25 protein-coding genes and 2 tRNA genes are annotated in these 24,349 nt (G+C 51.8%); 14 read left to right on the top strand and 13 right to left on the bottom strand.

The window, feature by feature from the left end; translation table 11 throughout:
• Positions 1 to 47 precede the first annotated feature (47 nt).
• The 4 genes from HY394_05175 to HY394_05160 all read left to right on the top strand — a co-directional run bounded on the left by HY394_05175 (position 48) and on the right by HY394_05160 (position 3,916).
• On the top strand, positions 48 to 1,331 hold the full coding sequence (locus HY394_05175) for an MBL fold metallo-hydrolase (GenBank protein ID MBI4053397.1): 1,284 nt from the start codon (positions 48 to 50) through the stop codon (positions 1,329 to 1,331).
• A gap of 95 nt (positions 1,332 to 1,426) precedes the next feature.
• Positions 1,427 to 2,260: a hypothetical protein gene (locus HY394_05170; GenBank protein ID MBI4053396.1), complete on the top strand. Its 834-nt coding sequence runs from the start codon at positions 1,427 to 1,429 to the stop codon at positions 2,258 to 2,260.
• A gap of 4 nt (positions 2,261 to 2,264) precedes the next feature.
• Positions 2,265 to 2,966: a hypothetical protein gene (locus HY394_05165; protein ID MBI4053395.1), complete on the top strand. Its 702-nt coding sequence runs from the start codon at positions 2,265 to 2,267 to the stop codon at positions 2,964 to 2,966.
• A gap of 41 nt (positions 2,967 to 3,007) precedes the next feature.
• On the top strand, positions 3,008 to 3,916 hold the full coding sequence (locus HY394_05160) for a 2-dehydropantoate 2-reductase (GenBank protein MBI4053394.1): 909 nt from the start codon (positions 3,008 to 3,010) through the stop codon (positions 3,914 to 3,916).
• A gap of 3 nt (positions 3,917 to 3,919) precedes the next feature.
• On the opposite strand, the gene HY394_05155 is transcribed toward HY394_05160, so the two are convergent.
• The 5 genes from HY394_05155 to HY394_05135 form a co-directional block, all read right to left on the bottom strand.
• Positions 3,920 to 4,630: a helix-turn-helix domain-containing protein gene (locus HY394_05155; GenBank protein MBI4053393.1), complete on the bottom strand. Its 711-nt coding sequence runs from the start codon at positions 4,628 to 4,630 to the stop codon at positions 3,920 to 3,922.
• 200 nt (positions 4,631 to 4,830) lie between these two features.
• A tRNA-Arg gene (locus tag HY394_05150) sits at positions 4,831 to 4,905 on the bottom strand.
• Between the two features lie 46 nt (positions 4,906 to 4,951).
• On the bottom strand, positions 4,952 to 5,509 hold the full coding sequence (locus HY394_05145) for a hypothetical protein (protein MBI4053392.1): 558 nt from the start codon (positions 5,507 to 5,509) through the stop codon (positions 4,952 to 4,954).
• A 4-nt stretch (positions 5,510 to 5,513) separates the two neighbouring features.
• Positions 5,514 to 6,194 carry a fibrillarin-like rRNA/tRNA 2'-O-methyltransferase gene (locus HY394_05140; protein ID MBI4053391.1) on the bottom strand — a complete coding sequence of 227 codons (681 nt, stop codon included), beginning with the start codon at positions 6,192 to 6,194 and terminating at the stop codon, positions 5,514 to 5,516.
• A gap of 18 nt (positions 6,195 to 6,212) precedes the next feature.
• Positions 6,213 to 7,292 (bottom strand): C/D box methylation guide ribonucleoprotein complex aNOP56 subunit, encoded by a 1,080-nt coding sequence (locus HY394_05135; protein ID MBI4053390.1) that lies wholly within the window; start codon positions 7,290 to 7,292, stop codon positions 6,213 to 6,215.
• A 72-nt stretch (positions 7,293 to 7,364) separates the two neighbouring features.
• Here HY394_05135 and HY394_05130 point away from each other — a divergent pair, with 72 nt between their 5' ends.
• Complete coding sequence (locus HY394_05130; protein ID MBI4053389.1) at positions 7,365 to 8,861, top strand: glycine--tRNA ligase; 1,497 nt, start codon at positions 7,365 to 7,367, stop codon at positions 8,859 to 8,861.
• 102 nt (positions 8,862 to 8,963) lie between these two features.
• Positions 8,964 to 9,035, top strand: a tRNA-Thr gene (locus tag HY394_05125).
• Positions 9,036 to 9,228: 193 nt separating this feature from the next.
• Here the strand turns inward: HY394_05125 and HY394_05120 are convergent.
• Together HY394_05120 and HY394_05115 are read right to left on the bottom strand one after the other, a co-directional pair.
• The gene (locus tag HY394_05120) at positions 9,229 to 9,621 is read right to left on the bottom strand and encodes a CAP domain-containing protein (GenBank protein MBI4053388.1); all 393 of its coding nucleotides are present in this window, start codon (positions 9,619 to 9,621) and stop codon (positions 9,229 to 9,231) included.
• 5 nt (positions 9,622 to 9,626) lie between these two features.
• A complete protein-coding gene (locus HY394_05115) occupies positions 9,627 to 11,111 on the bottom strand; it encodes a hypothetical protein (GenBank protein ID MBI4053387.1) in 1,485 nt (494 codons plus the stop codon).
• Between the two features lie 93 nt (positions 11,112 to 11,204).
• Between HY394_05115 and HY394_05110 the strand changes: the two genes are divergently transcribed.
• Positions 11,205 to 11,639 carry a hypothetical protein gene (locus HY394_05110; protein ID MBI4053386.1) on the top strand — a complete coding sequence of 145 codons (435 nt, stop codon included), beginning with the start codon at positions 11,205 to 11,207 and terminating at the stop codon, positions 11,637 to 11,639.
• Here HY394_05110 and HY394_05105 read toward each other — a convergent pair.
• From HY394_05105 to HY394_05090, 4 genes are all read right to left on the bottom strand, one after another.
• The gene (locus HY394_05105; GenBank protein MBI4053385.1) at positions 11,636 to 12,208 is read right to left on the bottom strand and encodes a histidine phosphatase family protein; all 573 of its coding nucleotides are present in this window, start codon (positions 12,206 to 12,208) and stop codon (positions 11,636 to 11,638) included. The genes HY394_05110 and HY394_05105 overlap by 4 nt on opposite strands.
• 48 nt (positions 12,209 to 12,256) lie before the next feature.
• On the bottom strand, positions 12,257 to 13,168 hold the full coding sequence (locus tag HY394_05100) for a 4-hydroxy-tetrahydrodipicolinate synthase (protein ID MBI4053384.1): 912 nt from the start codon (positions 13,166 to 13,168) through the stop codon (positions 12,257 to 12,259).
• Between the two features lie 80 nt (positions 13,169 to 13,248).
• Entirely contained in the window at positions 13,249 to 13,995 is a 747-nt protein-coding gene (gene dapB, locus HY394_05095; protein ID MBI4053383.1) for a 4-hydroxy-tetrahydrodipicolinate reductase, read from the bottom strand.
• A 164-nt stretch (positions 13,996 to 14,159) separates the two neighbouring features.
• Positions 14,160 to 15,455 carry a homoserine dehydrogenase gene (locus HY394_05090; GenBank protein MBI4053382.1) on the bottom strand — a complete coding sequence of 432 codons (1,296 nt, stop codon included), beginning with the start codon at positions 15,453 to 15,455 and terminating at the stop codon, positions 14,160 to 14,162.
• A gap of 119 nt (positions 15,456 to 15,574) precedes the next feature.
• Between HY394_05090 and HY394_05085 the strand changes: the two genes are divergently transcribed.
• From HY394_05085 to lysA, 3 genes are read left to right on the top strand one after another with little or no spacing between them, the layout of a single operon-like run.
• Complete coding sequence (locus tag HY394_05085; GenBank protein ID MBI4053381.1) at positions 15,575 to 16,768, top strand: pyridoxal phosphate-dependent aminotransferase; 1,194 nt, start codon at positions 15,575 to 15,577, stop codon at positions 16,766 to 16,768.
• A 44-nt stretch (positions 16,769 to 16,812) separates the two neighbouring features.
• On the top strand, positions 16,813 to 17,643 hold the full coding sequence (gene dapF, locus HY394_05080) for a diaminopimelate epimerase (protein ID MBI4053380.1): 831 nt from the start codon (positions 16,813 to 16,815) through the stop codon (positions 17,641 to 17,643).
• A complete protein-coding gene (gene lysA, locus HY394_05075; GenBank protein MBI4053379.1) occupies positions 17,624 to 18,910 on the top strand; it encodes a diaminopimelate decarboxylase in 1,287 nt (428 codons plus the stop codon). The genes dapF and lysA overlap by 20 nt, the downstream gene beginning before the upstream one ends.
• 68 nt (positions 18,911 to 18,978) lie before the next feature.
• On the opposite strand, the gene HY394_05070 is transcribed toward lysA, so the two are convergent.
• Together HY394_05070 and HY394_05065 are read right to left on the bottom strand one after the other, a co-directional pair.
• Positions 18,979 to 19,251, bottom strand: coding sequence for a hypothetical protein (locus HY394_05070; protein ID MBI4053378.1), 273 nt, complete (start codon positions 19,249 to 19,251; stop codon positions 18,979 to 18,981).
• A 45-nt stretch (positions 19,252 to 19,296) separates the two neighbouring features.
• Positions 19,297 to 20,427, bottom strand: coding sequence for a hypothetical protein (locus HY394_05065; GenBank protein ID MBI4053377.1), 1,131 nt, complete (start codon positions 20,425 to 20,427; stop codon positions 19,297 to 19,299).
• 136 nt (positions 20,428 to 20,563) lie between these two features.
• On the opposite strand from HY394_05065, the gene HY394_05060 reads away from it, so the two are divergent.
• From HY394_05060 to HY394_05045, 4 genes are all read left to right on the top strand, one after another.
• Positions 20,564 to 21,562 carry a hypothetical protein gene (locus HY394_05060; protein MBI4053376.1) on the top strand — a complete coding sequence of 333 codons (999 nt, stop codon included), beginning with the start codon at positions 20,564 to 20,566 and terminating at the stop codon, positions 21,560 to 21,562.
• A 79-nt stretch (positions 21,563 to 21,641) separates the two neighbouring features.
• Complete coding sequence (gene aspS / locus HY394_05055) at positions 21,642 to 23,432, top strand: aspartate--tRNA ligase (GenBank protein ID MBI4053375.1); 1,791 nt, start codon at positions 21,642 to 21,644, stop codon at positions 23,430 to 23,432.
• A 42-nt stretch (positions 23,433 to 23,474) separates the two neighbouring features.
• On the top strand, positions 23,475 to 23,768 hold the full coding sequence (gatC, locus tag HY394_05050) for an Asp-tRNA(Asn)/Glu-tRNA(Gln) amidotransferase subunit GatC (protein ID MBI4053374.1): 294 nt from the start codon (positions 23,475 to 23,477) through the stop codon (positions 23,766 to 23,768).
• The gene (locus HY394_05045; GenBank protein MBI4053373.1) at positions 23,769 to 24,344 is read left to right on the top strand and encodes an HD domain-containing protein; all 576 of its coding nucleotides are present in this window, start codon (positions 23,769 to 23,771) and stop codon (positions 24,342 to 24,344) included.
• Positions 24,345 to 24,349 lie beyond the last annotated feature (5 nt).

The following is a 24,349-nucleotide window of genomic DNA, read 5'->3' as shown; positions in this document are numbered from 1 at the left end:
TTTTTGATGCGATTCTTTTTTGTTTTGCGGGGTTTTTGGTTTTGATTATGCGCGACATTTTTTTCACGGGCCTTGGCGCGTGCCAGGAAGTTGGCAGGAGTTCGCTTCTGGTTGACGCGGGGGACAAGATTCTGCTCGACCGCGGAGTCAAGCTTACGCCGCATGGCGTCGAATACCCTTTGCCGGTTGAAATCAACCTTGATGCCGCAATCATAAGCCATGCGCATTTGGACCATTCGGGGCATTTACCGAAGCTTTTCATGGAGTCGAACTGCCTTTCCTACATGACCCCCCCGACCTTGGACATTGCGCGCATTCTGTGGTTTGACACTTTGAAGATTGCGGATGCCGAGGCCCTGGAAGCGGAGTTCACGGAAGATGAAATCAGGCAGGCGGAAAGGTACACTTTTTCCGTGGAGTACGGCAGGAAGCTTGACATCACAAAGAACGTTTCAATGGAGTTTTTTGACGCAGGGCACATTGTCGGGAGCGCCCTGACAAAGCTTTCGTTTTCGAACGGCAAGTCGTTCCTGTACACCGGCGATTACCGCGTCGACGAAATGAGGCTGCATGCCGGAGCTGACGTTGCAGGCGTTGGCAAGGCGGATTTTGTTGTCACGGAATCGACTTACGGCGACCGCGAGCATTCGCCGAGAAAGGAAACGGAAAAGGCTTTTGTTGAAGGCGTCATCGATGTCGTCAACCACGGCGGTTGGGCGGTCGTTCCGGCTTTCGCGGTGGGCAGGAGCCAGGAGATAATCGACGTTCTCGCGGAATACAATGTTGCGGTTCCGGTTTTTTTGGACGGCATGTGCCAGACAGTTTCAAGGGTTTACCTGCGCCATGCAGAATACCTGAAGGAGCACAAGGCCTTGGAGAAGGCTCTGCACAAGGCGACGTGGATTAAGAATGATTCGTGGCGCAAGCGCGTTTTCAAGCAGCCGAGCGTTGTCGTAACCACCGCCGGAATGATGCAGGGCGGCCCCGTCTACCAGTACCTGCCGAAAATGATCAATGACGAGAATTCCAAGATTTTTTTGACGGGCTACCAGGTAGAGGAGACGCCCGGCAGGATTCTGCTTGAAACCGGCAGGATTCCGATTGACGGCGAGCTTGTGGAGGCGGTCTGCAAGGTTGAAAAGTTCGATTTTTCCGCGCACCCGTCGCAGTCTGAAATGCTGAAGGCCTTGAAGAAATGGTCGCCGCAGAAAGTGCTTCTGGTGCACGGCGACAAGAAAGTGATGCCGGTTTTCAAGGAAAAGATCGAGTCCGAGCTGGGCATTGAAGCAATCATTCCGGAGCTTGGAAGAAAGATTTGCCTGACCGGCTGACTTGCCACCACCAGCACGACCGTCTTTTTGGCCGCAACGCGCTTGATTTTATGGATAAACGGGCTTTATCAAAACAACGGGGCCGCGCGCTTGGCGTGCGCCCGGTCCTTGATGAGGGGATTCCGAAGCCTCGTGGCATGCGCTTTGTCGACGTGATGATTGATTCTTTGCGGCTGCTGTTTTTGCATCCAAAACTTTTTTTGCCGAAGCTCGTTGTCTCGGCGTTGTACGGTGTTTCGATTCTGGGCACGGTGTCCGCGATGCAGACGCTTTTGGCCGTGGCGTCCGGCGAACTGCCGAAAACCGAAATCAACGCGGTTTTTCCCGCCTTGCTTGCATTGCTTGCGTTTTCGCTTTTTGTCCTGCTGGTCGACATTGTTGTCAGCGCAATGTACTCCGAGCTTGCGAAAATGTTTTTTTCCGGCAGGGAAATTTCCTTTGTTTCCGCGTTCAAGGCGGTCAGGCCGAGGCTTTTGCCGGTTGTTTCGGCAAACCTTTTCACGGTTGCGGTTTCAGCGGTTCTCGCCATCCCGTTTTCTGCCGGCATTTCCTTTGCAATCGCTTTGCAGAATGCCTGGCTTGCATGGCTTTTCATCGGCCTTTCCATGCTTGTCGTGTTTTGCCTGATTGTGGCGTTTTATCTTGTCGGCCCGGTTTCGGTTTTTGAGGAAAAAGGTGTTTTTGGCATTCTCCGGCGCGGCGTTTCTCTTTCGGGGAAAAACATCGGCAATGTTTCCAAGGCGGCCTTTTTGCAGTTGTGCCTTTCGCTTTTGTCGTACGTTTTCGCGTTTTTTCTGGGCAGCCCTGCAGCGCTTGCATTGTTTGTGCTTTCAAGGCTTTTGACGGGCATTACAGCAACATATATCATTGTTTTGAATCCCGTATTTTATCTGGAATTCGGGTTGGGCGAAAGCACATCCAAGGGCTGATTGCATGTTAAAAACTTCGAGGTTTTGTCCGGAATGCGGCGGCACGGCCGGGCCTTTCATCGGCAGCCTCTGCCGGACCTGTTTCCTGTCAAAAAACAAGGCAGTCGAATTTCCGAAGGAGCTTATTGTCGAGGTATGCAAGCGCTGCGGCCTGGCCTTGGCGCAGGGCAGGTGGATTTCCCTGCAATCCGTTGCGTTCAGGGATTTCATTGCGGGAAAGGCGAAGGCAGGCAGGCTTGACAAGGCGGCTGTTTCGGTTGGATTCGGCGAGCCTTCAGCGGAAGGAATGGAAGCGTCGTTTTCAGTGAAAGGCTTCATTGAATCTCAGCCCCTGTTTTTGGAGTCGGCAGTGCCGGTTGTTTTCAGGAATGCCATGTGCGATTCGTGCATGAAGCTTTCATCAAACTACCATGAGGCTATTTTGCAGCTCAGGTTTTCCGGCAAAACCGAAAAGGAAGAGCAGGAGCTTGTTGCATTGGTGCAGTTCCTGGTCGCCTCCGACAATTCCCCGCTGGCCGGCATTGCCGCGATAAAAAAGGCGCGCGGCGGCGTGGATTTCCTGATCGGCTCGAAGAAAACCGCGAAAAAAGTTGCGGAGGCGCTTTCGCGAAAATTCAATTCCTCTTACTCACATGCCGCAAAGCTGGTCGGCATCGACAAGACGGGCAAGGAAAAAAAGCGCATGACCTACTGCGTGCGCGTCTGAACGGAATTTTTTTTTGCATTTGTGGTTTCGGCGGTGCTAAATTGAAGGTCGGGGTTTTCGGCGCGGGCGCTGTGGGCGGCTTTTTCGGCGCAATGCTTGCAAAAGCGGGTTTTGACGTCGCATTCATTTGCCGCGGCGAACATTTGCGGGCGATGAAAAAGCATGGCCTGCAGGTCAGGGGCATTTACGGCGATTTTGTCGCGAAAGGCGTTTTTTCTGATGACGCGAAAAGCGTGGGCGAATGCGACCTGGTCTTGTTTTGCGTGAAAAGCCATGCAACGGAAAAAGCGATAGTGCAGGCAAAGCCCCTCGTCGGCAGGCAAACGGTTTTCCTGTCGTTGCAGAACGGCCTGGATAACGGGCAAAAAATCGAAAAGGTCCTCGGAAAGGGAAAATGCCTGCCGGCCTTCACGTGGATCGGCGCGCGCATTCCGGAGCCGGGCTGCATTGAATGCTTCAGTTCCGCAAAACCGGTTTTCGGCGAACCTGACGGAAAGGAATCTGAGCGCGTCAGATTCGTGAAAGGCGTTTTTGAAAAAGCCGGCATCGCTTTCGAGGTTTCAAAGGACATCCGAAAGGACAAGTGGCTGAAATTCTGCTGGAACACGGGCTTCAACCAGGTTACCGCGCTGTCAGGCGCGACGCTTGACGGGGTTTTTGAAAATCCTGCTGCCATTGGGCTTGTGCGCGATTTGATGCTTGAAACAGTTGCTGTTGCGGCAAAAAGCGGAGTGAAAATCCGTGAAAGCGAGCTTGACCGCTTTTTCGTTTTCAAGCCGCATTTCAAAGGCGCGGGCACATCGATGTTTGAGGATGCGAAAGCCGGAAAGGGTTTGGAGTTCGAGGCTTTCTCGGGCTTTGTAGTGAAAAAGGCGGAATTGCTTGGCGTCAAGGTTCCGAAAAATGAGGCGGTGTACGCCCTTCTGTCCTTGCTGGATTCAGGCAGATGATTTTCAGCTTTCGAATTTCTGCAGTTCTGCCTTGATTTCCTCTATCGGCTTGTTTGTCAGCAGCAATGGTATTTTTTCGGCTTCCGCGATTTTGATTGCAATCGGGTCGACTGTCTGCGGCGTCAGGTTTCCGTGCAATACCACGATTGACGGTTTCATGTCCGTGCTGAACCTGCCGATTTTGACCGCAATCAGGGGAGAGCGGCCGCTTTCAACGTGCTCGAAAATGAGCGCCCTGTCCGGAGTTTTGCCGTACAATTGCATGTACTCGTGCACTGGCACGTCAAGTATGACCTTGATGGAGTCGATGATAGTATAACCGTAAATCTGCATTTCCTTGAGGCGAAGGGAGTTTGCCGCGCATTCCCCGCCGATTTTTTTCTGGAATTCCTTTCCGTCCACTGCCGCGAAGAATTCGTGCGTGTCGAAAGGGCTTTCTTTCGGGGAAAAGTCTTTTTCAAGCTGCCTTGAAACCTTGGCGCCGCGGTTCCTGTCAATGGCAATCAGGGAGTCTACCAGGCGCTTTACCACGCCTATGCCGGGGCTTTTCCGCCTGCCACCCTCGTAGTCTGAAATCGTGGAAGAGCTCACTTTGAGGTGCTGTGCCAGTTCGGTCTGTGAAACCCCGAAGATTTCGCGCCATTTTTTCATGCTTCCGCCGGGGTCCTTTGACATGCAGATTTCGCCGGCGATTGCTGTGGCAAGTTTTTCCATTAAAGTTATAAAAGCCGGAAGCAGTTAAAAAGGATTTCGTTGATTGCGTAGAAAAACGCGGAAAAAAGGCTTTTTTTCAGCCTTTTGACGAATAAAATGGGCGTTTTTGGGCTTGTGGCTGGAAATATCCACAAACCGCAGGCAGAGGGGCTGAGCAAAGCGAGGCCCCTCAACGCGCACCAGCCGGACGAAACCGGCTACGAGCGGGGTGCGATTCGAACGCACGACCTAGTGCTTAGGAGGCACTTGCTCTATCCAAGCTGAGCTACCCGCCCAAAACCCGTTTGACAACGTGAAGGTGGTTTAAGTTTTTGTCCCGCGTTACAATAAAAAGGCTATTGTTGCCGCCGCAAAAACCGGCATTGTGATGTTGTCGTCTATCGGCAAAAATTCTGAGATTGCGCCTGCAATGCCTGCAACCGCTGCTTGCAATGGATTGAGGAATGACAGCAGGGCGAGGAATGAAACCGCAATGCAGGCAACTGTTCCTTCGAGTGTGCGGTTGTTTGCTATGCGGGTTTTGCCGAATCTTTTGCCTATGACTGTTGCAATGGAGTCGCCGAAGACAAGCACGGTCAGGCCGGTGATGACTGCTTTTTCGTTCGAGTAGAAAAGCAGCATTGAAAGCGTTGCGCCCAGGAAGAGGTAGATTGCCCCTTTTCCGGGCATGCTTTTTTCGGCTTTCCTGCCGGCAAGTTTCAGGAAAACCTTGGCGGGCGGATAATCCGCGCCCTTTGAGACAACCCATGACAGGACAATGCCTGCCGCAAGCATTGTGGCTGTTGCCGGGAGCGCAACGCTTGTCCCGGCCACCAGCACCAATGCAAGGATTGCGGAGCCGAAAGCGAAATGCAGGAATTGCCTTCTCAATTCTTTCATCGAATCACTTTTTCCTGCATAAAACCATGAGGTGCCCTTTTTCGAATGGTTCGAGAGCGATTTCCTGGATTATTTCGAATTCGTTTTTGAGTTCGGAAACCTGTTCCTCGAAAATTTTTTTCACGCTGTTCTTTTGCGAAATGCTGCGCGCCTTGATTGCAATGAGGCCGTGTTTTCCTTTTGCGAGGAATGCTTTCGCGTTTTTGTTGAATATTTCCGCCTGGTTTTTCTGGGAAATGTCCTGGTACAGCACGTCCACGGGAACGCCTTCAAGGTATTCCGCGTAATCCTGCGGCTTGTTTGCGTCCGCCAGCACGGGAAGCACGTTCTGCCTTGACTCGCACACTGCAATGAATTTTTTCATGGGCCTTTCGCTGATTTCAACGCCCACAAGAATGCCTTTTTCGCCTATGATGTCTGAAACATGGCTCGGCGTCGTGCCCTCGGAGCTTCCAAGGTAAAGCACGTTCGAGCCGGCTTTGACGGGCAGTTCCTTGAGGCCGTTTTTTATCGCTGCCCCAAGCTTGCTCCTGAACGGAACCCATTCGCGGTAAACGCACCCCCCGTCTTCGACGAGCCTTTCGCCGTAAACGCTTTCCCTCTCCATTGTTTTGGTGAAAATTTTCCTGTTGTCCGAGAAAACGCCTTCAAAAATTTCATCCAAGGCAACCACCAAAAAAAGCATGGTTTGTTTAAGGAAAATTCAGCGGCTTTTTTTCGCCGGCCGCATGCGCGGGCGTCCGTATGAGCTTCCGCCAAAACTTGCGTGTGTTGCGGCATTCCTGTTCCCGAACCTTCCTGGCTTTCCTGAAAATCCGCCGGGCTTTCTGCCAAAGCCGCCTCCTGGGCCAAACCCGCGCGGCCTTTGCCCGAATCCGCCTGGCCGTGAGCCGAACCCCGCCGGCCTGTCACCGAAAGCGCGTGGCTTTTCGCTGAAGCTTTTGGCCGGCTTTTGCTTGGGCTTCAGCTGTTCGATTTCCTTAGCCCTTTTCCCGAGGTCTTTTTCCAGTTCGGCTGAAGCCTGCCTTTTTCCGAAATAGTCTATGCGCGCGGCAATCGAAAGCTTGCCGGCCAAAGCCCTGGCAATTTTTCCGCGCTTGTCCCGCGGCGTCTGCTGTACAAGCGGGTGGTTGAATATCAGGCCGTGCTTGGGGGAAGGGCTCCCGGTTTTGATGTGCGCAAACAATGCTTTTTCCGCGCCGATGACCTGGATTGTCGAAGACGACATCAATGCGAGCTTTTTCATGCCACCGGCCGCGGCGAGGATTTTTGCGCCCAGCAGGGGAGTTGCGATTTTTGAAAAATTCGGAGCCATTTCCTGCATCTGCTGTTCTACAAAAGCCGAAAGCCCGGTTTTCCTTTCAAATGTTTCAAGCGCGGTTTTTGCGAAACTGCAAATCAGGGCCATTTTTTCCCCGCTTACCGCCGAGCCAATAGAGTTCTTGGCTTTTTCCGAAATTTCGGTTGCTTTCTCCTGTTCGGCAACGGTTTCAAGCACTTTCGTAAAATCGAAGTTTTTCCTGTCGCCGAGGTCTGCGACGAGCTTCAAAAATTCTGCGTTGCTTCCGGTCAGCCTCTCCAGTTCCGGGTAATGCACACCATACCATTCCCTTGCGTCTTCGGCAAGCAGGTTGAAAATGGATTCCAGGTCTTCGACAGCGCCGATTGCCCTGATTATGTGGATATCGTTTTCCTCGTACCTTTCCTGGATCTGCCCTTTGGTCTTCTTGAGAAGCCTGTCCCTTAACTGCGATACCCTGTCATGCCTGCCTTCGATTGCCATGAAACCAGCCTACTACCTATTTGAAGGCATTGTTTAAAAAGGCTTTTAAGCAAAAATTCCTCGTTGGTTTTCATGGCAAAAGAGGAACTCGTAAACCTTGCATTGCGCCGTTCTTTGTTCTATCCGGCCGCTGAAATTTACTCTTCCGCGCCAAGCGGCTTCTGGGAATTCGGCCCGACCGGCGCTGCGATCAGGCGCAAAATAGTCGATTTGTGGAGAAAGCGCCTTGTCCAAAAGGAAGGCTTTCTCGAAATCGACGGTTCGCAGATTCTGCCGGAAGACGTTTTCAAGGCATCGGGGCACCTTGAAAGTTTTAACGATCCCATAGTGCAGTGCAAAAAGTGCAATTCGCTGTTCAGGGCTGACAGGCTTATCGCGGAAGCAATCAACGGCCTGGTCGCGGAAAGCCTTGCAACCGCCGAGCTTGACGCGCTCATAAAAAAGCATTCAGTGGAATGCACGAAATGCAAAAGCAGGGAGTTTTCGCAGGTCCGCAAATTCAACATGATGATGAAAGTCGACATCGGCGCGACAGGCGACAATCCGTGCTATCTGCGACCTGAAACCTGCCAGAGCATTTTCCTGGATTTTCCGAGAATGTTCAAGACAATGCGCGGCAGGCTCCCCCTCGGGATCGGCCAGGCCGGAAAATCTTTCAGGAACGAGATTGCCCCGCGCAACACGCTTTTGAGGGCGCGCGAGTTCGGCCAGATGGAAATCGAAATATTTTTCGACCCCGACAAAATAAACGACATTGACGGTTTTTCCGGGGCCGAAGGCTACAAGCTCAATTTGTGCCTTGTAAAGGACAGGAAAACGCACGCCATTTCCTGCAGGGACGCGGCGGAAAAGAAAATCGTTTCCGGAAAGCTTGTTGCGTATTACCTTGCAAGGGTCCAGCAATTTTACTTCGAACTCGGGATCCCGGTTGAAAAAATGCGGTTCCGCGAACTTGAAGCCGATGAAAGGGCGTTTTATGCAAAGGAAACCTGGGACTTCGAAGTTGAAACCGATTTGGGCTGGATTGAGCTCATGGCGTGCAATTACCGCACCGACTATGATTTGAAAGGCCATGCAAAGCAGAGCAGGCAGGCGCTTAGCGTGAAAGAGGATGGCAAAGAAGTTTTGCCGCACGTATTCGAGCTTTCCGCCGGAATTGACAGGGCATTTTACGTTTGCCTCGACCTGGCGTTCAGGAAGGAAAAGCGCGGGCCGGAGGAAAGAATCTATTTGAAACTGCCGGCAAAAATCGCCCCCTTCGCATTGGGCATTTTCCCGCTTGTCAAAAAGGACGGCCTGCTGGAAAAGGCGAGGGAAATCTTCAACGAACTCAACGCCTTTGAATTCGACATCCTGTTCGACGAAAGCGGCAGCATAGGCAAGCGTTACGCGCGCATAGACGAAATCGGCGTGCCTTACGCAATAACAATCGATTACGACACGATGAAGGACAACACCGTAACTTTGCGCGAACGCGATTCAATGGAACAGAAGCGCGTCAAGGCTGACAGCCTGCCGGAACTGCTGTGGAAGCTTTCAGCGGGCAAAGCCGGGTTTTCCAAAATATAAAAAGCAAATTAAACCTTTCCGCACAAGCTTTTTTTGCCATTGCAAAAAAACCTTGGAAAAGAGGCGACGCGCAAAAGCTTTTTTCACGGAACTGCAGTTTCCGCCCCGGTAGCTCAGCGGTAGAGCACTCGCTTCGTAAGCGAGTGGCCGAGGGTTCAAATCCCTCTCGGGGCTAGCCGTCGCGCCCGGCTGGTGCGCGACGGGTATTGCAATTGCAATACCCATCTGCCTTAGGATTTTGGAAAAAAGCCCGCAAAAACGGCTTCGCAACGGCTACGCAGTTTCGGCTGCGTGGAGCGAAACTAAGGCGTATTGCAGTTGCAATACGCCGAGTAATCTATTTTGTATAAAACGTCAAGCGTCTGTTTTACCTGAATCTTGCGGTTGCATGGATTTTTCTTTTGTTGTTTTCCAGGTGCCTGTGCGCGATGTCGGCGCCGACATGGGTTATGTGGGGGTCAAGCATTGCTGCCCTGTGGCTGGGGCTGTCCATCCACAGCTGGACTATTTTTTCGGCTATCTGCCATGGCTCGAATGGTTGACTGTGCGGTCCGCGCCACTCATACGAAGCGACGTTCTCGAGCACGTTTGGGCGGAGATGTTCCGGCGCGTGGGCGAGTCCCGGCTGGTCTATGTCGTGTTCCGAATGGGCTTTTGCTGCGTGCGCAAGCCCTTCATCCAACTGTAATGGCGGCAAACCGTGTTTTCCGCGCTCCCAGTTTATGAGGTTGAGCAGATGGATTCTCATGTCTTCAGGCATGTCTTTCACCCGCTTGGATTGATTTGCACCAGCTTGTCGATTTCTTCCTCTTCGTCGGCGTGCGTCAGGGGATTCTCGTACTTGTAGCCGAGCCTGCAGTTCTGGCCGTTGACTTCCTCTATCGTGCCCCTCACTCCGGTGGGCGCGCTTGCCGTGAAGTAAACTGTTTTAGTCTCGCCCTTTTTGATTTCGGTTATGAGCGGTTCTGTCAGCTTGAGCCATTCGACTGTGCAGTCGCCGGGGTTTTTGACGAAAACCTGTATGTTCTGGATGTCCAGGTCGCTGTCGTTCTTCAGGCTGAAGCTCGCGGTTTTTTCCTCGTATTTCTGCTGGGCTTCAAGCCATTTCACACTGTATACGCTTGTCTGAATCGAATACGCCAAATCGATTTTCGCTTCGTCCGCAATTTCAATCAGGAGCTCGGCCTTGATGGGCCTGTCGAGGCTTTCACCGCTCAGCACTATGAGGCCGTTGATGGTTTCCTTTTTGGCGGTTATCGGCACGTCGACCCTGAGCTGGTCGGAGTAAGTGCCCTTCGAATCAATGGAATCGATTTTTTGGCCTTTTATGAAAGTGAACCAGCCTTCGGCATCCCTGTTCGCGGAGCCTGCGATTTCAAGCGAAAGCGAAAGGTTTTTGGCGGGATAATTGTTGCCGTTCTTTATCTGGATTTCCTTTGAACTGTTCGCGCCTGCCCTCATCCTGCCGAAACTGATTTTTGCCGTTGCAAAACCTATGTTGAGTTTGGGCACAACCTTGAACGCGAGGGTTGCGGTTGAGTTCGTGAACCGCACCTGGATTTTAGTTTGCTTGTCGTCGCCGGAAGCGGCGTTCTTGATTTTGATTGTATCCGAGATGGTTATCGAAATTGCCGCTTCGGCTTTTCCTTTTGCGGGGACGGAGAGCTTTGAAGGCTCGATTGAAATTTCGACGCCTTCAATGGGCTTTTTGTCAAGCTCCGGCAGCAAAAGCTCTACTTCCGCGGGCTTGTCGCCTTTGTTTTCCAGCGAAATTGTTCCGGCGACGGTCTGGCCGGCCCGGATGCTTGTCTCGTCAAGCAGGACGCTTTCGATTGAAACCCTGATGTCTTTTGGCAAAACCAATTGTATTTCGCCGTCATTCTCGATTGAGATGGTGTCGCGGAATGGCTTGAAACCCTGCGCCGTTATTGCGACTGTGTAAGTTCCCTTGCGCACGCGGAAGGAATTGCCCTGTCCTGCGCCAGGCAGAACCGCTTTTCCTGATTCATCGGACAACTGCATGCTGTCCGGCTCGACAATGTTTTTTTCGGAGTCGACCGCGGTTATGGTGATGTTTCTCATGCTGCCGGCGAAAAAATCGTAGGCGAAATAGGCTATGGCGAGCACGGCGATTATTGCAATGATTTTGCCGAGGTTTTTCGTCACAATGTCCAGCGGCTTTTGCCCCTCTTCCTGCCCGCCCAAGTCATCCGAATAGGCTGGCTGTTCAAACCTGTCAAAATCCGCCATATTCGCACCATTGCCTTTGACTGCCCCTACAAAAAGGTTTTAATCTAATAAAACTGATTACTTATTAAATAAGTTTTTGCTTTTGGTGTTCTCATGGCGGACGGCGATTCTGTGGGCTTGGCGGATTCGGATGCGTTGCCGGTTTTTGCCGTCGTAACCGTTGTCCTGCTTTTTTCCGTGGCTTTCCTGGTTTTCATGCTTGCCCAGCAGCGCGGCAGCGAGCCTTTTTCCGAGGTTTTTTTCCGGCTTGACTCCCTGCCGGAAAAGGTTAATGCCGGTGAAGATTTTTCGTTTGCGTTTGCGGTAAACAATCACGAGGGCCAAAGCATCAAATACGATTTTGAGGTTCTATCCGAGGGCAAAATCCTGGAGTTCGGCGCCTTTTCCGTTGCGCCCGGAGGTTCAAAGGAAAAGCCTGTTTCAATCAGGCTTGGCGCTGCCGGAAAGCAAAAGGTTTCAGTCAGGGTTTCCTATGCTTCTGGCGGCAAAAAGGAGCAGGAAATTTTCTTCTGGGTCGAAGCGGTTTAAATTTCCGCGATTTTTCCGGCAATCGTGTCGATTTCAAATGCCCTTCCCTGCGGAAACGGTTCCGACTGTCCGACCGGGCCTTCTAAGAACATTTTCTTTATCGCCTTGCTGGTGCCGGAATGCGAGACCACCAGAATCGTCCCGTGTTTTTGGTTGTTTACCGTGCCGTCAAAAAAGGCGCGCACTCTTGATTCAAGTTCCGCGAAAGATTCCCCGCCCGGCATCTTTGCCGAAGAATAGTCTTTTTCGCATTGGGCGAAGTATTCCGGAAATTCCCGCATGTTTTCCTCGCGGGTTTTTCCCTCGCCTTTTCCATAGCTTTTTTCCCTGAGCAGCCTTGAAGCGACGAGCGGCGTGCCATTGTGGAATTTTGCGATTTCCTGCGCTGTTTGCAGCGCCCTTTGCATGTCGGAGGAAAAAATGGCGTCAAACCTGAAACGCCTGAGCTTTTCCGCAAGTTTGCCTGCCTGAATGATTCCGTTTTGGTTTAGCGGCAGGTCCGTCTGGCCCTGGATCCTGTGCTGCAGGTTCCAGTCGGTTTCGCCGTGCCGCACAAGGACGATTATCATAGATTAAATGGGAAAGAAAAGGAATTTATTGGCTTTCCCATTTTGCCCTTATTTTGCGATTCCGAGTTCGGCCAGAACCCTGTCCATTTCGGCCTTCGACTTGGCGGTGATGTCCACCAAAGGCAATCGTGGAATGCCTGCGCCATAGCCCATTTTGCGCAATGCATAGTGCGTGGGGCAGGGGTTTGTTTCGATGAAGATTGCCTTGAACAGTCCGTGCAGGGTTTTTTCGATTGCTTCCGCCTCTTCGAACTTTCCTTCAAGGGCAAGCCTGATGTATTCGGCTGTCTGCCCGGGAGCGATGTTTGCGGCAACCGAAATGCAGCCCGTGCCCCCGGCCCTGATCACTTCAAGCGTCAGGGGGTCGTCGCCTGAAATGACGCTGAACGGCATGTCGCTTGTTTCGGCGATGATTTTTTTTATCTGCTCAATGTTGCCGGAGGCTTCCTTGATTGCGATGATGTTTGAATATTCTTTTGCCAGCCTGACAGTGGTGTCGGGCTCGATGTTCTTGCCCGTTCTGCCGGGAACGTTGTAGACCACAAGTTCGCCCTGGATTGCTTCCGCTATCTTTCCGTAATGCTGGAACATTCCTTCCATTGTCGGCTTGTTCTGGTAAGGCGAAATCTGCATGTGGATGCACGGCCCGATTTCCCTTTCGACTTTTTTCGCAAATTCGATTGCCTCGCGCGTGCAGTTGCTGCCGTCGCCCGCCAAAACCATGAATTTTTCAGGCGTGTTTTCGCGCGCAAACTTTATGAGCCTGACCTGCTCGTCGACCGTCATTGCCGCGGCATGCCCCGTGCAGCCCGCCGGCACGACTCCCGTGACGCCGTTTTCAGTCACGTATGCTATCAGTTCTTTCAGGCAGTCCCAGTTTATGGCGTGGTTGAGCCTGTCCCCGTCTTCCTTCATCGGCGTGATGAGCGCCGGAAAGCAGCCTTTGAGCTTTTTCGCCATGATTTGTTTCACCTCAAAACTTTTTTGTTTTTTGCTTTTGTTTTTGAAAATCTCTTTGCTTTGCTTTTTTGCCGGCCGCCTCATTTGAGCGTTTCTTTCATCCAGTCGCTGATGTGGTAGAATCCTTTTTTGCCCCGGATCCATTGCGCGGCTTTGAGCGCGCCGAAGGCAAATCCCTCACGTGTCCTTGCGATGTGCGACAATTCAATGGAATCGAATGCGGAGTCGAAGACGACCGTGTGCGTGCCGGGCACGAAGCCGCCCCTCACCGATGCGAGGTGCAGTTCGTCGGGCTCTATTTTGCGGTCAAGCCTTTCCGTGGCAATCCTGGTTTTGCGCGCAATGTTTTTTGAAATTATCCTGCCGATTTCCTCGGCCGTGCCGGAAGGCGAGTCCTTTTTCCTGTTGTGGTGTATTTCGTAAGCGAAAACGTCGTATTCGCCCAGGCCGTCCATTGTGTTGCAGGCCTTTTCAAGTATGCGGTAAAATGCGTTGACGCCGAGGGAAAAATTGCCGGCGTAAACCATGCCAATGCCGGATTGTTCCACGATTTTTTTTGCCTCTGCCGTGTGCTCATACCACCCCGTGGTGCCCATGACGATGTTTTTCCTGAGCGATGCGAGCTTGGTGATGTTCTGCAATGCCGCCTGGGGCACAGAAAAGTCTATGCAGGCGTCCGCGCCCTTCACGCTTTCAGCGGAAATTTCCGTGAACTTTGCGCCTTTTGCGGAGGGGTCGATTGTGGAAACCACGTTTATGCCGAGCTCTTCCGCCTTCTGGCCTATAAGCTGGCCCATTTTGCCGAAACCGACTATGGCTATGTTCATTGCACCAACCCCGATTTTACCACAAAATACTCTTTACGAAAAACATTAAAAAACTACTTTTTTGCTACGAATCTCGTAGCGCGCTTTTATGGCCTATTGCCTTACCCGGCTTATTGCATCGGCAATAAGCCTTGGTTTCGGACCAGCCGGACGAAACCGGCTTTTTATGATTCTATCATTCTTATCCTGAATGTTTTCGCCTTTATGCAGTCGAGCCTGTCGATCTGCCTGAGCGCCTCGCCTATTTTTTTCTCGCTTGCGGCATGCGTTGTCAGCACTACCGGCACTACTTCGCCTTCGCCGTACCTTTCCTTCTGGATTATAGATGCAATGCTTATGCCGCTGTCGCCCAGGGTTTTGGAGATTTTTGCCATGACACCCGGAACGTCCACGACCGTAAAGCGAAGGTAATGCCTTGTCTCCATTTCGTCGAGCCCTTCAAGCTTCATCGAGTCGAACTTTATCGATTCGCTTCTCACGGCATGCCGTGCGATCTTTTTCGCTATTTCGACTATGTCTGAAACCATTGCGGAAGCTGTCGGCATCATGCCCGCCCCTTTTCCGGAAAACAGCAGGCTGCCGCACGCATCTCCTTTCACCTGAATGGCGTTGAACTCGTTGCGGATGTCGGCAAGCATGTGGTCTTTCGGCAGAAGCGTCGGATGCACTCTCGCCTCAAGCTTTCCCGCGTTGTTGTGCAGGATTGCCAATAGCTTTATAGTGTAACCAAGCTCTTTCGCGTACTCTATGTCCCTTTCCGTTATCTGCGTGATGCCTTCCTTCAGGATGTCTTTTTCCGTGATGTGCGCGCCGAACGCTGTGAGGGCCAAAAGCACCAGCTTGTGCGCGGAATCGCTTCCGTCAATGTCAAGTTTCGGGTCGGCTTCCGCAAAGCCTTTTTCCTGCGCCAGCTTCAGTGCCTGGGCAAAGTCCATGCCGTCCTCGGACATTCTCGTGAGAATGTAATTGCACGTGCCGTTGACTATGGTGTGGACGAACTGAATGTCGTTTGCGACAAGGCTTTCGCGCAAAACCTTTATGATCGGAACAGCGGCGCAGACGGACGCCTCAAAGCCTATGAGCACGTTTTTTTCCTTAGCCTTCCTGAAAATCCCGTAGCCCTGTTCGGCAAGCAGCGCCTTGTTGGCTGTAACGATGTGCTTGCCGTTCGCGATTGCGCCGTCAAAGATTTTTTTCGCGTCGGTCGTGCCGCCGATCGCCTCGACGACAATGTCGATTTCGGGGTCGGAGATTATTTCCCTGAAATCGGTTGAAAGCAGTTCCTTTGGAATGTCGACCGGCCGCTTTTTCGACCCGTTTTTCACGCAGACTCTTTTCACTTCGAGCCCTGTGCCGATCCTCTCGGAGAGCTTGGCGTTCTTTTCAGTGAGAAGCCTGTATACACCTGCCCCGACCGTGCCGAAGCCGATCAGGCCGACTTTTATCGTGCCGTTTGCCATTGCTAAAAGTGTTCCACTGAAGCTTATTTAATTGTTATTCAGTTGCCTGCGATCGGCGAAAACGGTTTTTTAAACAATTCCGTGCCCTATCCTTAAAACCGGTTTTGGAATGTTTTTTCATGTTTGAGGACAGGCTCAACCCGAACGCTAAAAGGCTGCTTGAGGCGCCCTATCCTTTCAAGGCGGTCGACGAAGGCAAGGAACTCGCGCAGAAAAAATTCGGAAAGGAGTTCTTGATAGACTTCGGCGTAGGCGATCCCACTGATGCCACGCCTGAAATAGTCCGCAATGCCTGCAAGAGGGCGGTCGACGAGGAAAAATGTTCCGGCTATCCGGTCACTGCCGGAACAGGCGATTTGCGCGAAAGCATTTCGGGCTGGCTCAAAAAGCGGTTCAATGTTTCCGTTTCAGCCAACGAGATTGTTTCGACTTATGGCGCCAAGTATTCGTGCTTTGTGGTTCCGAGGCTGTTCATTGACGCGGGAAAAGGCGAGCACGCGATAGTGCCGAATCCGGGTTATCCTCCTTACTCGTCAGGCACGATTATCGCGGGCGGGATCCCGCACTATTACAATCTCCTGCCCGAAAACGATTTCGAGCCGGATTTCGAAAGCATTCCGCAAAGCGCCGTGAAAAAGTCGAAGATTTTGTTCCTGAACTCGCCGCAGAGCCCTACGGCGAAAATCTACGCAAAGGAAAAGCTGAAGGAAGCAGTTGATTTCTGCAACGACAACAAAATCGTTCTTGTCTCGGATGAATGCTATTCCGACCTGTATTTTGGGGAGCCGCCTCACAGCATATTTGAAATCAAAGGAAGTGAAAATTGCGCAATCGTGCTCAATTCTTTGTCGAAGCGAAGCATGATGACAGGCTATGCCACGGGCTTTGTTGCGTCAAAGAATCCGGTTCTGCTCAATGCCTTCAAGCGCATACAGGACAAGTCAGTGCAGGGCGTGGCATCTTTCATCCAGGCGGCGTCAGCCGCGGCATTTTCCGATGAAAGGCATCCGGTTGAAATGAGAAAGATTTACAAGGAAAGGCTTGACATAATCGCGCCCGCGCTGAATGCGATCGGCTGCGAGTTCATGATGCCTGAGGGAACGTTTTTCCTGTGGGCAAAAATTCCAGCCCGTTTTTCCTCGCCGCAGAAATTCTGCGAGTGGCTGCTCATGGAAAAGGGCATAAACTCCGTGCCGGGCAACCTGATAAGCGAAACCGTCGGCGGCGTGAATCCGGGAAAGGACAGGGCGAGGTTTGCGCTGGTTCCGCAGATTGAAAGGGTGAGAGAAGCGGCAAAAAGGCTTTCGGAATAAAATGTCTGTCATGGAACTGATGCAATGCGGATGAATGGTTCACAATGCGCGTAAAGTTTTCAAAAATCCACGGTCTCGGCAATGATTTCATTGTCCTCAACGAATTGAAGGCGAAGGCGCTGCCGGACGAAATGAAGGCAGCGTTTTCCAAGGCTTTCTCGAAGAGAAAGTTTGGCGTCGGCTCTGATGGAGTGTTGGTGCTGGGACCGTCGAAGAAGGCGGATTTCCGGATGACGGTTTTCAATGCAGACGGCAGCAGGGCCGAGGAATGCTTCAACGGCCTGCGCTGCGTTTCGCTTGAATTTTTCCTTGTTTCAGGGAAGAAAGAGTTTTCCATCGAAACGGACACGAAAACAGTCAAGGCAAAGATAATATCGTTTGACAAGGCGGAAAACCTGGCGATCGTGCAGACCGAATTCTTCGGGGACATGAAGGTTGAGGCAAAGGACTCGGCAATTGAAATCGATGGCGAAAAGTTCAATTACGATTTCGTCAATGTCGGCAACCCGCATGCCGTAATATTCACCAGACAGCCGGTCGACAAAATCGATTTGGAGCGCATCGGCCACAAGATTGAATACCACAAAAACTTTGCGCCCGGCCGCACGAACACGGAGTTTGTGAACATTGTTTCGGACAGGCACGTGAGGATGAGGGTGCACGAGCGCGGGGACTGCGAAACTCTTGCATGCGGCTCAGGTTCCGTTGCAATCGTATTGGCGGGAATTGCCTCCGGAACGCTGAAAGCGGGTGACTGGATAATAGTGAGCAATCCGGGCGGGGATTTGAAGATCAGAAAGGACGGGAACGTGCTGGTGCAGGGCCCGGCGCAGAAGGTTTTCGAGGGCGAGCTGGATGCAAAGGCAATGGTTTGAAAGCGAAGGGCATTTGGAAGTGAAGGCGAACAGGCTCCTGTTCGCGGGCGCTGACGCAGCAGGCCTGGCCGCAGAGTTCGGCACCCCGCTTTATGCCTACAATCCTGAGCGCATAAGGCAGAATTTCCTGCGCGTCAAAAAAGCGTTTGAAAAGCATTCCGACGGGAAGTTCGACATCCATTATGCGATGAAGGCGAATGCTAACCTTTCAATCCTCAAACTCCTGAAGGCGGAAGGCGCTAAGGTTGACGCGACGAGCCCGCAGGAGGCAATGCTTGCATTGAATGCCGGCTTCAAGGCTGAAGAAGTTTTGTTCACGGGCACTTCGGTTTCCGATGACGATTTCAGCCAGCTCATCAAATCTGGCGTGCAAATTAACGTTGACTCGGTTTCGCAGATCCACAGGCTGGCAAAGCTTGGCTACAAGGGAAAGTTTTCATGCAGGTGGAATCCCGGCGAGGGAATGGGCATCGGCCTGAATCCGAACGTGATAACCGCGGGCAAATTCATAAAGTTCGGCGTGCCGGAACACAATGTTTTGAAAGCCTACAGGCTTGCGGCTGAAAGCGGAATGAAGATTGCGGGATTGCACCAGCATCTCGGCTCCGGCTGGCTTGGCGATGATTTGCCCGTATTCTTGAAGGGCGTTGACAAGACGATTGCGCTTGCAAAGCAGATTGAAAAGGAAACAAAGGCAAAGCTTGAATTCATCGACTTCGGCGGCGGGCCGGGCATTCCATACAGGAAAGAGGACAAGGCGTTTCCGATTGAAGAGTATGCAAAAGGCCTGTGTTCCAAAATGAAGGAATCGGGGCTTGACGCGGGCATCAAGATCGAGCCGGGCAGGTATGTTGTCGGCGATGCCGGCATTCTTTTGGCGGAAATCAATACAGTCGAGGAAAAATTCGTTCCCATAATCGGCGTCAACGCCGGCTTCAATACGCTGGCGAGACCGGCATTGTATGGCAGCTACCACGAGCTACTGGTGTGCGAAAACGTTTACTCTGCGGAAACAAAAGAGTTTTTGGTCGCCGGCAATTTGTGCGAGTCGACGGATGTTTTCACTGAAAGCAAAAAGCATCTGCGCAGAATGCCCGTGCCGAAAGAAGGGCAGACGCTTGCCTTCCTCAATGCGGGCGCGTACGGATTTGCAATGGCATCGCTTTACAACCTGAGGCCGAGGCCGAAAGAAATCTTCGTGGAAAAAGGCAAGGCGAAAGTTGTGGGAAAAGGCGACAGTTTTGATGATTTGCAGAAAATTTTTTGAATTATCGCTTGGCGTGGAAAATCGCTTGACACTGGCTGCTTTTGGGCGAACAATTAAAGTTGTCAGGGTTATCTTTGACGTTTTCTTACTCTTTCAGCCATATCTTCATCGGCTATTTCGCTTATATCATTTATTGTGATTGTACCCTTCGCAATCCACTGCACAAGCCTGTCAGCGAATCTGTCTCGCCAATAAGGATCCCTGCTGTTAAACCCAGCATCTAAAGCAATACTAAACGCCCTAGCCAAATCTTTTCTGCCTGCTGAATCGCCGCCACTTCTGCCTGGTGGTTGTCCTTCACTGCGTCGCCTAGAAGGCCTTCTTCCCGATGGTTCGCGCATTTTTCATCCCTCCGTCTGATATTCATTTCATTCTTTTCCTAGCATTTATTTTTTCGCCTTTTTGCCCGCGCGCTTTTCCCTGAGGCTTTCGATTTTTTCCTCCAGCTTCTGCTTTTCCGCCTGGAAGTGCGCGTGCAAATGCTTGTTCTTGTTTTCCGATTCGGAAAGCATTTTTTCCCTTTCAGACACAATGCCCCTGAAATGCCTCAGCAGTTCGTCTTTTTCCTTGACTTCCTCGATCAGGGAATTTATGGTGTGCGACAATTTTTCCTCCGCCTCGCGTTTCGCGGCAAGCTTGCTTTCCTGCAAATGGATGAGTTCGCTTGAATACTGCGAGCGCAGCTTCATGGTTTCATGTTCAATGTCGACAATCACTTTTTTCGCGTAATCGCGTTCCTTCTTCAGTAGCGTCATGAGGTCGGATTGCTTCACCAGGAAGTCGTCGGTCGATTCATCCAAAACGCTTGCCTTCCTTTCAAGCTCCGTGAACTCGAACTGCATTGCCTCGACCTTTTTCCTGAATTCCCTGAAGCCTGTTTCAAGCTCTTTTGCCTGCACGCCGAGCCTTCTTCCAACCGCGGCGATTTCGGCTTCAAGGTCCGCGGAAGTTTCCTCCTGCACCATTCCAAAAAAGCTTTTCTTGCGCATGCTTTCGAACTTTTCCTTCACTTCCTGCAATTCGGTTTCCTTGGCTTTGAGCAAATCCAGCAGGTGCTGGGAAGTCTGCCTTCCGGGAAACGCAGGCAGTTCGTCCTTTTTTGCCGCAACTGAAACCCTTTCCGCAAAATAGCGGCACCTGAGGAGAATGGTCAAAACCTTTTCCTGCATTGACGAGTAAAGTTCCGGCACCCCGCTTTTTTCCAGCTCGTTGACAATGGTTTGCATTTCGCTTTTCCTGCTTTCAAGTTCGAGGTTGCGCTCCAGCACTCCAACCGTGCGCGCGAACTCCAAAAACAGCGGCGAAAAGTCTATGCTGTCCTTCTGCGTGTGCTTCAAATAAAAGTCTGTGTCCTCGAACACTTTTTTCAGTTCATGCAGGCCGGCAACGGAATGTCCGAGCGAGCGCGCAAAATCCTGTGCGGCAAAGGAACGCCAGTCCTTGGATGAAACTGCGTCGTGCAAAGCATTGATTTTTTCGACAAGCCTGTTCTCGAATTCTGACAGCTGTAATTCCATGCAAAAACCCGCAAAAGCGGTTACAATAATGCCTTTTTTGGTTTAAATTCTTGCGCCTGCCGGTCCGGGGCTTTTTTTTCGCCTTGCCCGTCGCCTTTAAATTTTGGAAGCGCCTATTCTTTCCAGGCCTTCCAACATGCAGCTTGTTTTCGACAACGGCATAGCCATAGAACCGGGAAAGGAATTCGTCATCGACCCCCACAGGTCGCCGAAAACGGAAACGGCTGTGATTTCACACTGCCATTCCGACCACGTTTCCCTGAACAAAAAAACGCGTTTCCTGATGTCAAATGAAACCCTTGCATTGGTGAAAAACATTTACAAAAAAGCCGGCACTGCAAGGCTTGAGGGAATGGCTTTCAAAAAAAAGTTTGACATAAACGGCTTCGAAGTGAGCCTGCACAACTCCGGCCACATCCTCGGCGGAAGCCAGGTGCTGATGGAAAACGGTTCAAGCATTGCCTTCACATCCGATTTCAAATTTCAGGATTCCCTGATCCAGCAAGGCGCTGAAGTGCTCAAGGCCGATGTCCTGGTGATGGAAACGACTTTCGGCCTGCCCCAGTATTCTTTTCCCGACAGGGAAAAGGTTTACGCGGACATCGGAAAATGGGTTGACGAGAACGCGGAAAAAAACAGGTTTGTCGTGCTGGCAGGGTATGCGGCGGGCAAGGCGCAGGAACTCACTGCGACCGTGAACAATTATTCGAAGCAGACGCCTTTGGTGCACGAATCGGTTTTCGGCAACAACGAGGTTTACGGGCAATGCGGCGTCAAGCTCGGTGAATACCTGAAGCTTGACCACAACCTCAAGGACTCGAATGTGCTGATCCTGCCGCCCTCGCTTGCAAGCCCGCAATTGTTCCAGGCGCTGGAATTTTCAACCGGCAAAAAAGTGGTTTCCGCTTTCTGCACGGGCTGGCAGCACAGGGGCTTTTTTGACAAGACTTTTCCGTTGTCCGACCACGCGGACTTCAATGGTTTGCTTGAATACGTGAAGCAATGCTCGCCGAAACTCGTTCTGACAATGCACGGCTTTGAAAAGGAATTCGCTGGCTTTGTGCAAAGACGGCTGGGGGTTCCGGCAAGGCCCTTGTCCAAGAAAGGCCAGAAGACGATGGCGGAGTTCGCTTAGCGCAGGCATTAGTGCGCGCGGGCACGCGCTCTGAAAACCTTTAAAAGCCCTTTTTGCGAGAAATTGTAGTCGGATTTTCATGAAACGGACGCATACCTGCGGCGGGCTTGACGAAAAAAGCGTGGGCAAGAAGGTCGTTTTGAACGGCTGGATTGCAACGAGGCGCGACCACGGCAGCCTCACTTTTGTTGACGTGCGCGACAGGTACGGGACAACGCAGGTCGTCTTCAATCCCGAAGTGAACAAAAAGGCGCATGAAGTTGCGGCAAAGCTGAAAGACGAGTTTGTCGTTTCAGTGCAGGGAACGGTCGCGGAGCGGCCGAATGGCACGGAAAACCCGAAAATTCCGACGGGCCGCATTGAAATCGTCGCCGACACCGTTGAAATACTGAACGAAAGCGAGGCACTGCCTTTTCCGATCGAGTCAAGGATTCCTGTCAACGAGGACATGCGGCTGAAATACCGCTATTTGGATTTGCGCAAGCCGGAAATGCAGAAAAACCTCATTATGCGGCACCGCGTAGTGAAAACAGTCAGGGACTATTTTGACGCTTTGGGCTTCATTGAAATCGAAACCCCTGTCCTGGCGAAGTCGACTCCGGAGGGAGCGCGCGACTATCTTGTTCCGAGCAGGGTGCATGCCGGAAAGTTTTTTGCCCTGCCGCAGAGTCCGCAGCTGTTCAAGCAGTTGTCGATGGTTGCAGGCTTCGACCGCTATTTCCAGGTCGCAAAATGCTTCCGCGACGAGGATTTGAGGGCGGACAGGCAGCCGGAATTCACGCAAATCGACCTGGAAATGTCGTTTCCCGAGCGCGAGGAATTCTTTTCAATAATGGAAGGCATGGTGAAAGCCGTTTGGAAAACCTCGCTCGGAATCGGCGTGAAAACGCCTTTCCCGCGCATGACCTTTGACGAGGCAATGTCTAGGTTTGGAAGCGATAAGCCGGACACAAGGTTCGGCCTCGAGCTTGCGGACATTTCAGAGGAAGCAGGCAAAGGCAATTTCGAGGTATTCAAAAGCATTCTGCGCAACGGCGGCAAAGTGAAGGGCATCAATGCAAGCGGCTGCGCAAACTTTTCAAAATCCCAGCTTAAAACACTCGAGGAAACGGCGAAAGTCTTCAAGGCAAAAGGCCTCGTTACTGCAAAGGTCACCAGGGAAGGATTGGACTCGCAGGTTTCAAAGTTTTTTGACAAAAAAATCCTGGATGCAATCGCACAAAAACTGCAGGCAAAGGAAGGCGACCTCCTGCTCATTGTCGCGGGGCCGGAAAAAATCGTTTCCGATTCATTGTCCGCGTTAAGGCTGCATTTGCGCGATGAACTGAAGCTTGTGAAACCCGATGACTTCAAATTCGTCTGGATAACCGATTTTCCGATGTTCGAGTGGAGCGAGGAAGAGCAGAGGTGGAATGCCATGCACCACCCTTTCACTTCGCCGAGAAAAGAGGACATAGCTTTGCTTGACAGGTCTCCGGAAAAGGCAAAGGCAATGGCGTACGACCTTGCAGTGAACGGCGTCGAGCTCGGCGGCGGCAGTTTCAGGATTTACTCGCAGGAACTGCAGTCAAAAATCTTCGACATCCTCAAAATATCGCGGGAGGATGCGCAGAAAAAATTCGGCTTTTTGCTGGAAGCCTTCAAATACGGCGCCCCGCCGCATGGTGGAATAGCCTTCGGCCTTGACAGGCTGGTTGCAATGGTTACAGGCAACGAAAGCATCCGCGAAGTGATAGCCTTTCCGAAAAACAAGGCCTGCATTTCAATGATGGACAACGCGCCAAGCGAAGTCAGTGCAAGGCAACTCAAAGAGCTGAGCATAAAGCTCGACCTCGAAGAAGGCCTTCCGGGCAAAAAGGATAAGGCCTGACTGTTTCTGGTTTTTAAACATTTTCAAGCTACACTTTTGTCTATGCCAAAGCCGAAAGTTGACAATGCGCTTCTTCTGAAGGTCGCAAAAAATGCGCGGTTAAACCTGACCGCCGCGGAAGCGAAAAAATTCCTTCCCCAGCTGCAGGAAATCGTTGAGGCATTCTCGAAGCTTGACACGCTCGACGTTTCAAAAGAGCAGCCTTCGTTCCAGCCTTTGCCGCTTAAAAACGTTTTCCGCGAGGACAAGGTTGAGGAAAGCCTTTCACAGGAAGACGCGCTGTCCAACGCAAGGCACAAAAAGGACGGCTATTTCAGGGGCCCGAAGGTGGTGTGATTGCCGGACTACAAAAAAATCGCGGACTATTTTTTCGAGGCGGGCGCCTTGAAATACAAGAAGCGCTCGGGCTGGTGGGTTGCCGGAATTGACAATCCTGAAAGCATCGCCGAGCACTCGCACCGCACGGCATTGATTGCATTCGTTTTGGCGAAGCTTGAAGGGGCAGATGCGGATAAGGCCGCGGCAATGAGCGTTTTCCATGACATGCCCGAGGCGAGGGTAACCGATCTGCATAAGGTCGCACAGCATTACATTGATTCGACCGAAGCCGAAGACCTTGCGGCAAGGCACCAGTCGGAACAATTGCCGGAGGACATCGGCACGGGACTGCTTGCACTATTCCGGGAATTCAATGCGCAGAAAACGGCTGAGGCGATAATTGCAAAGGACGCTGACCTTCTGGAAGTTGCATTGCAGGGAAAAGAGTATTTCGACAACGGCTACAAAAAATGCGTGGAATGGTTTGAGCGCGCGGGAAAGGAACTCAAAACGGATAGCGCGAAAAAAATCTTCAAAGAGGCAATGAAGTCTGACGGCGTGTGGTGGAAGGGCCTCAAGGCGAAAATCCGCTGAACAAA

Source organism: Candidatus Diapherotrites archaeon (assembly GCA_016205145.1).
In the GTDB taxonomy this organism is placed as follows: Archaea; Iainarchaeota; Iainarchaeia; order Iainarchaeales; family JACQJH01; genus JACQJH01.
Note: the sequence above shows the minus strand (reverse complement) of the source record. Positions and strands in the feature narration are given on the sequence as shown.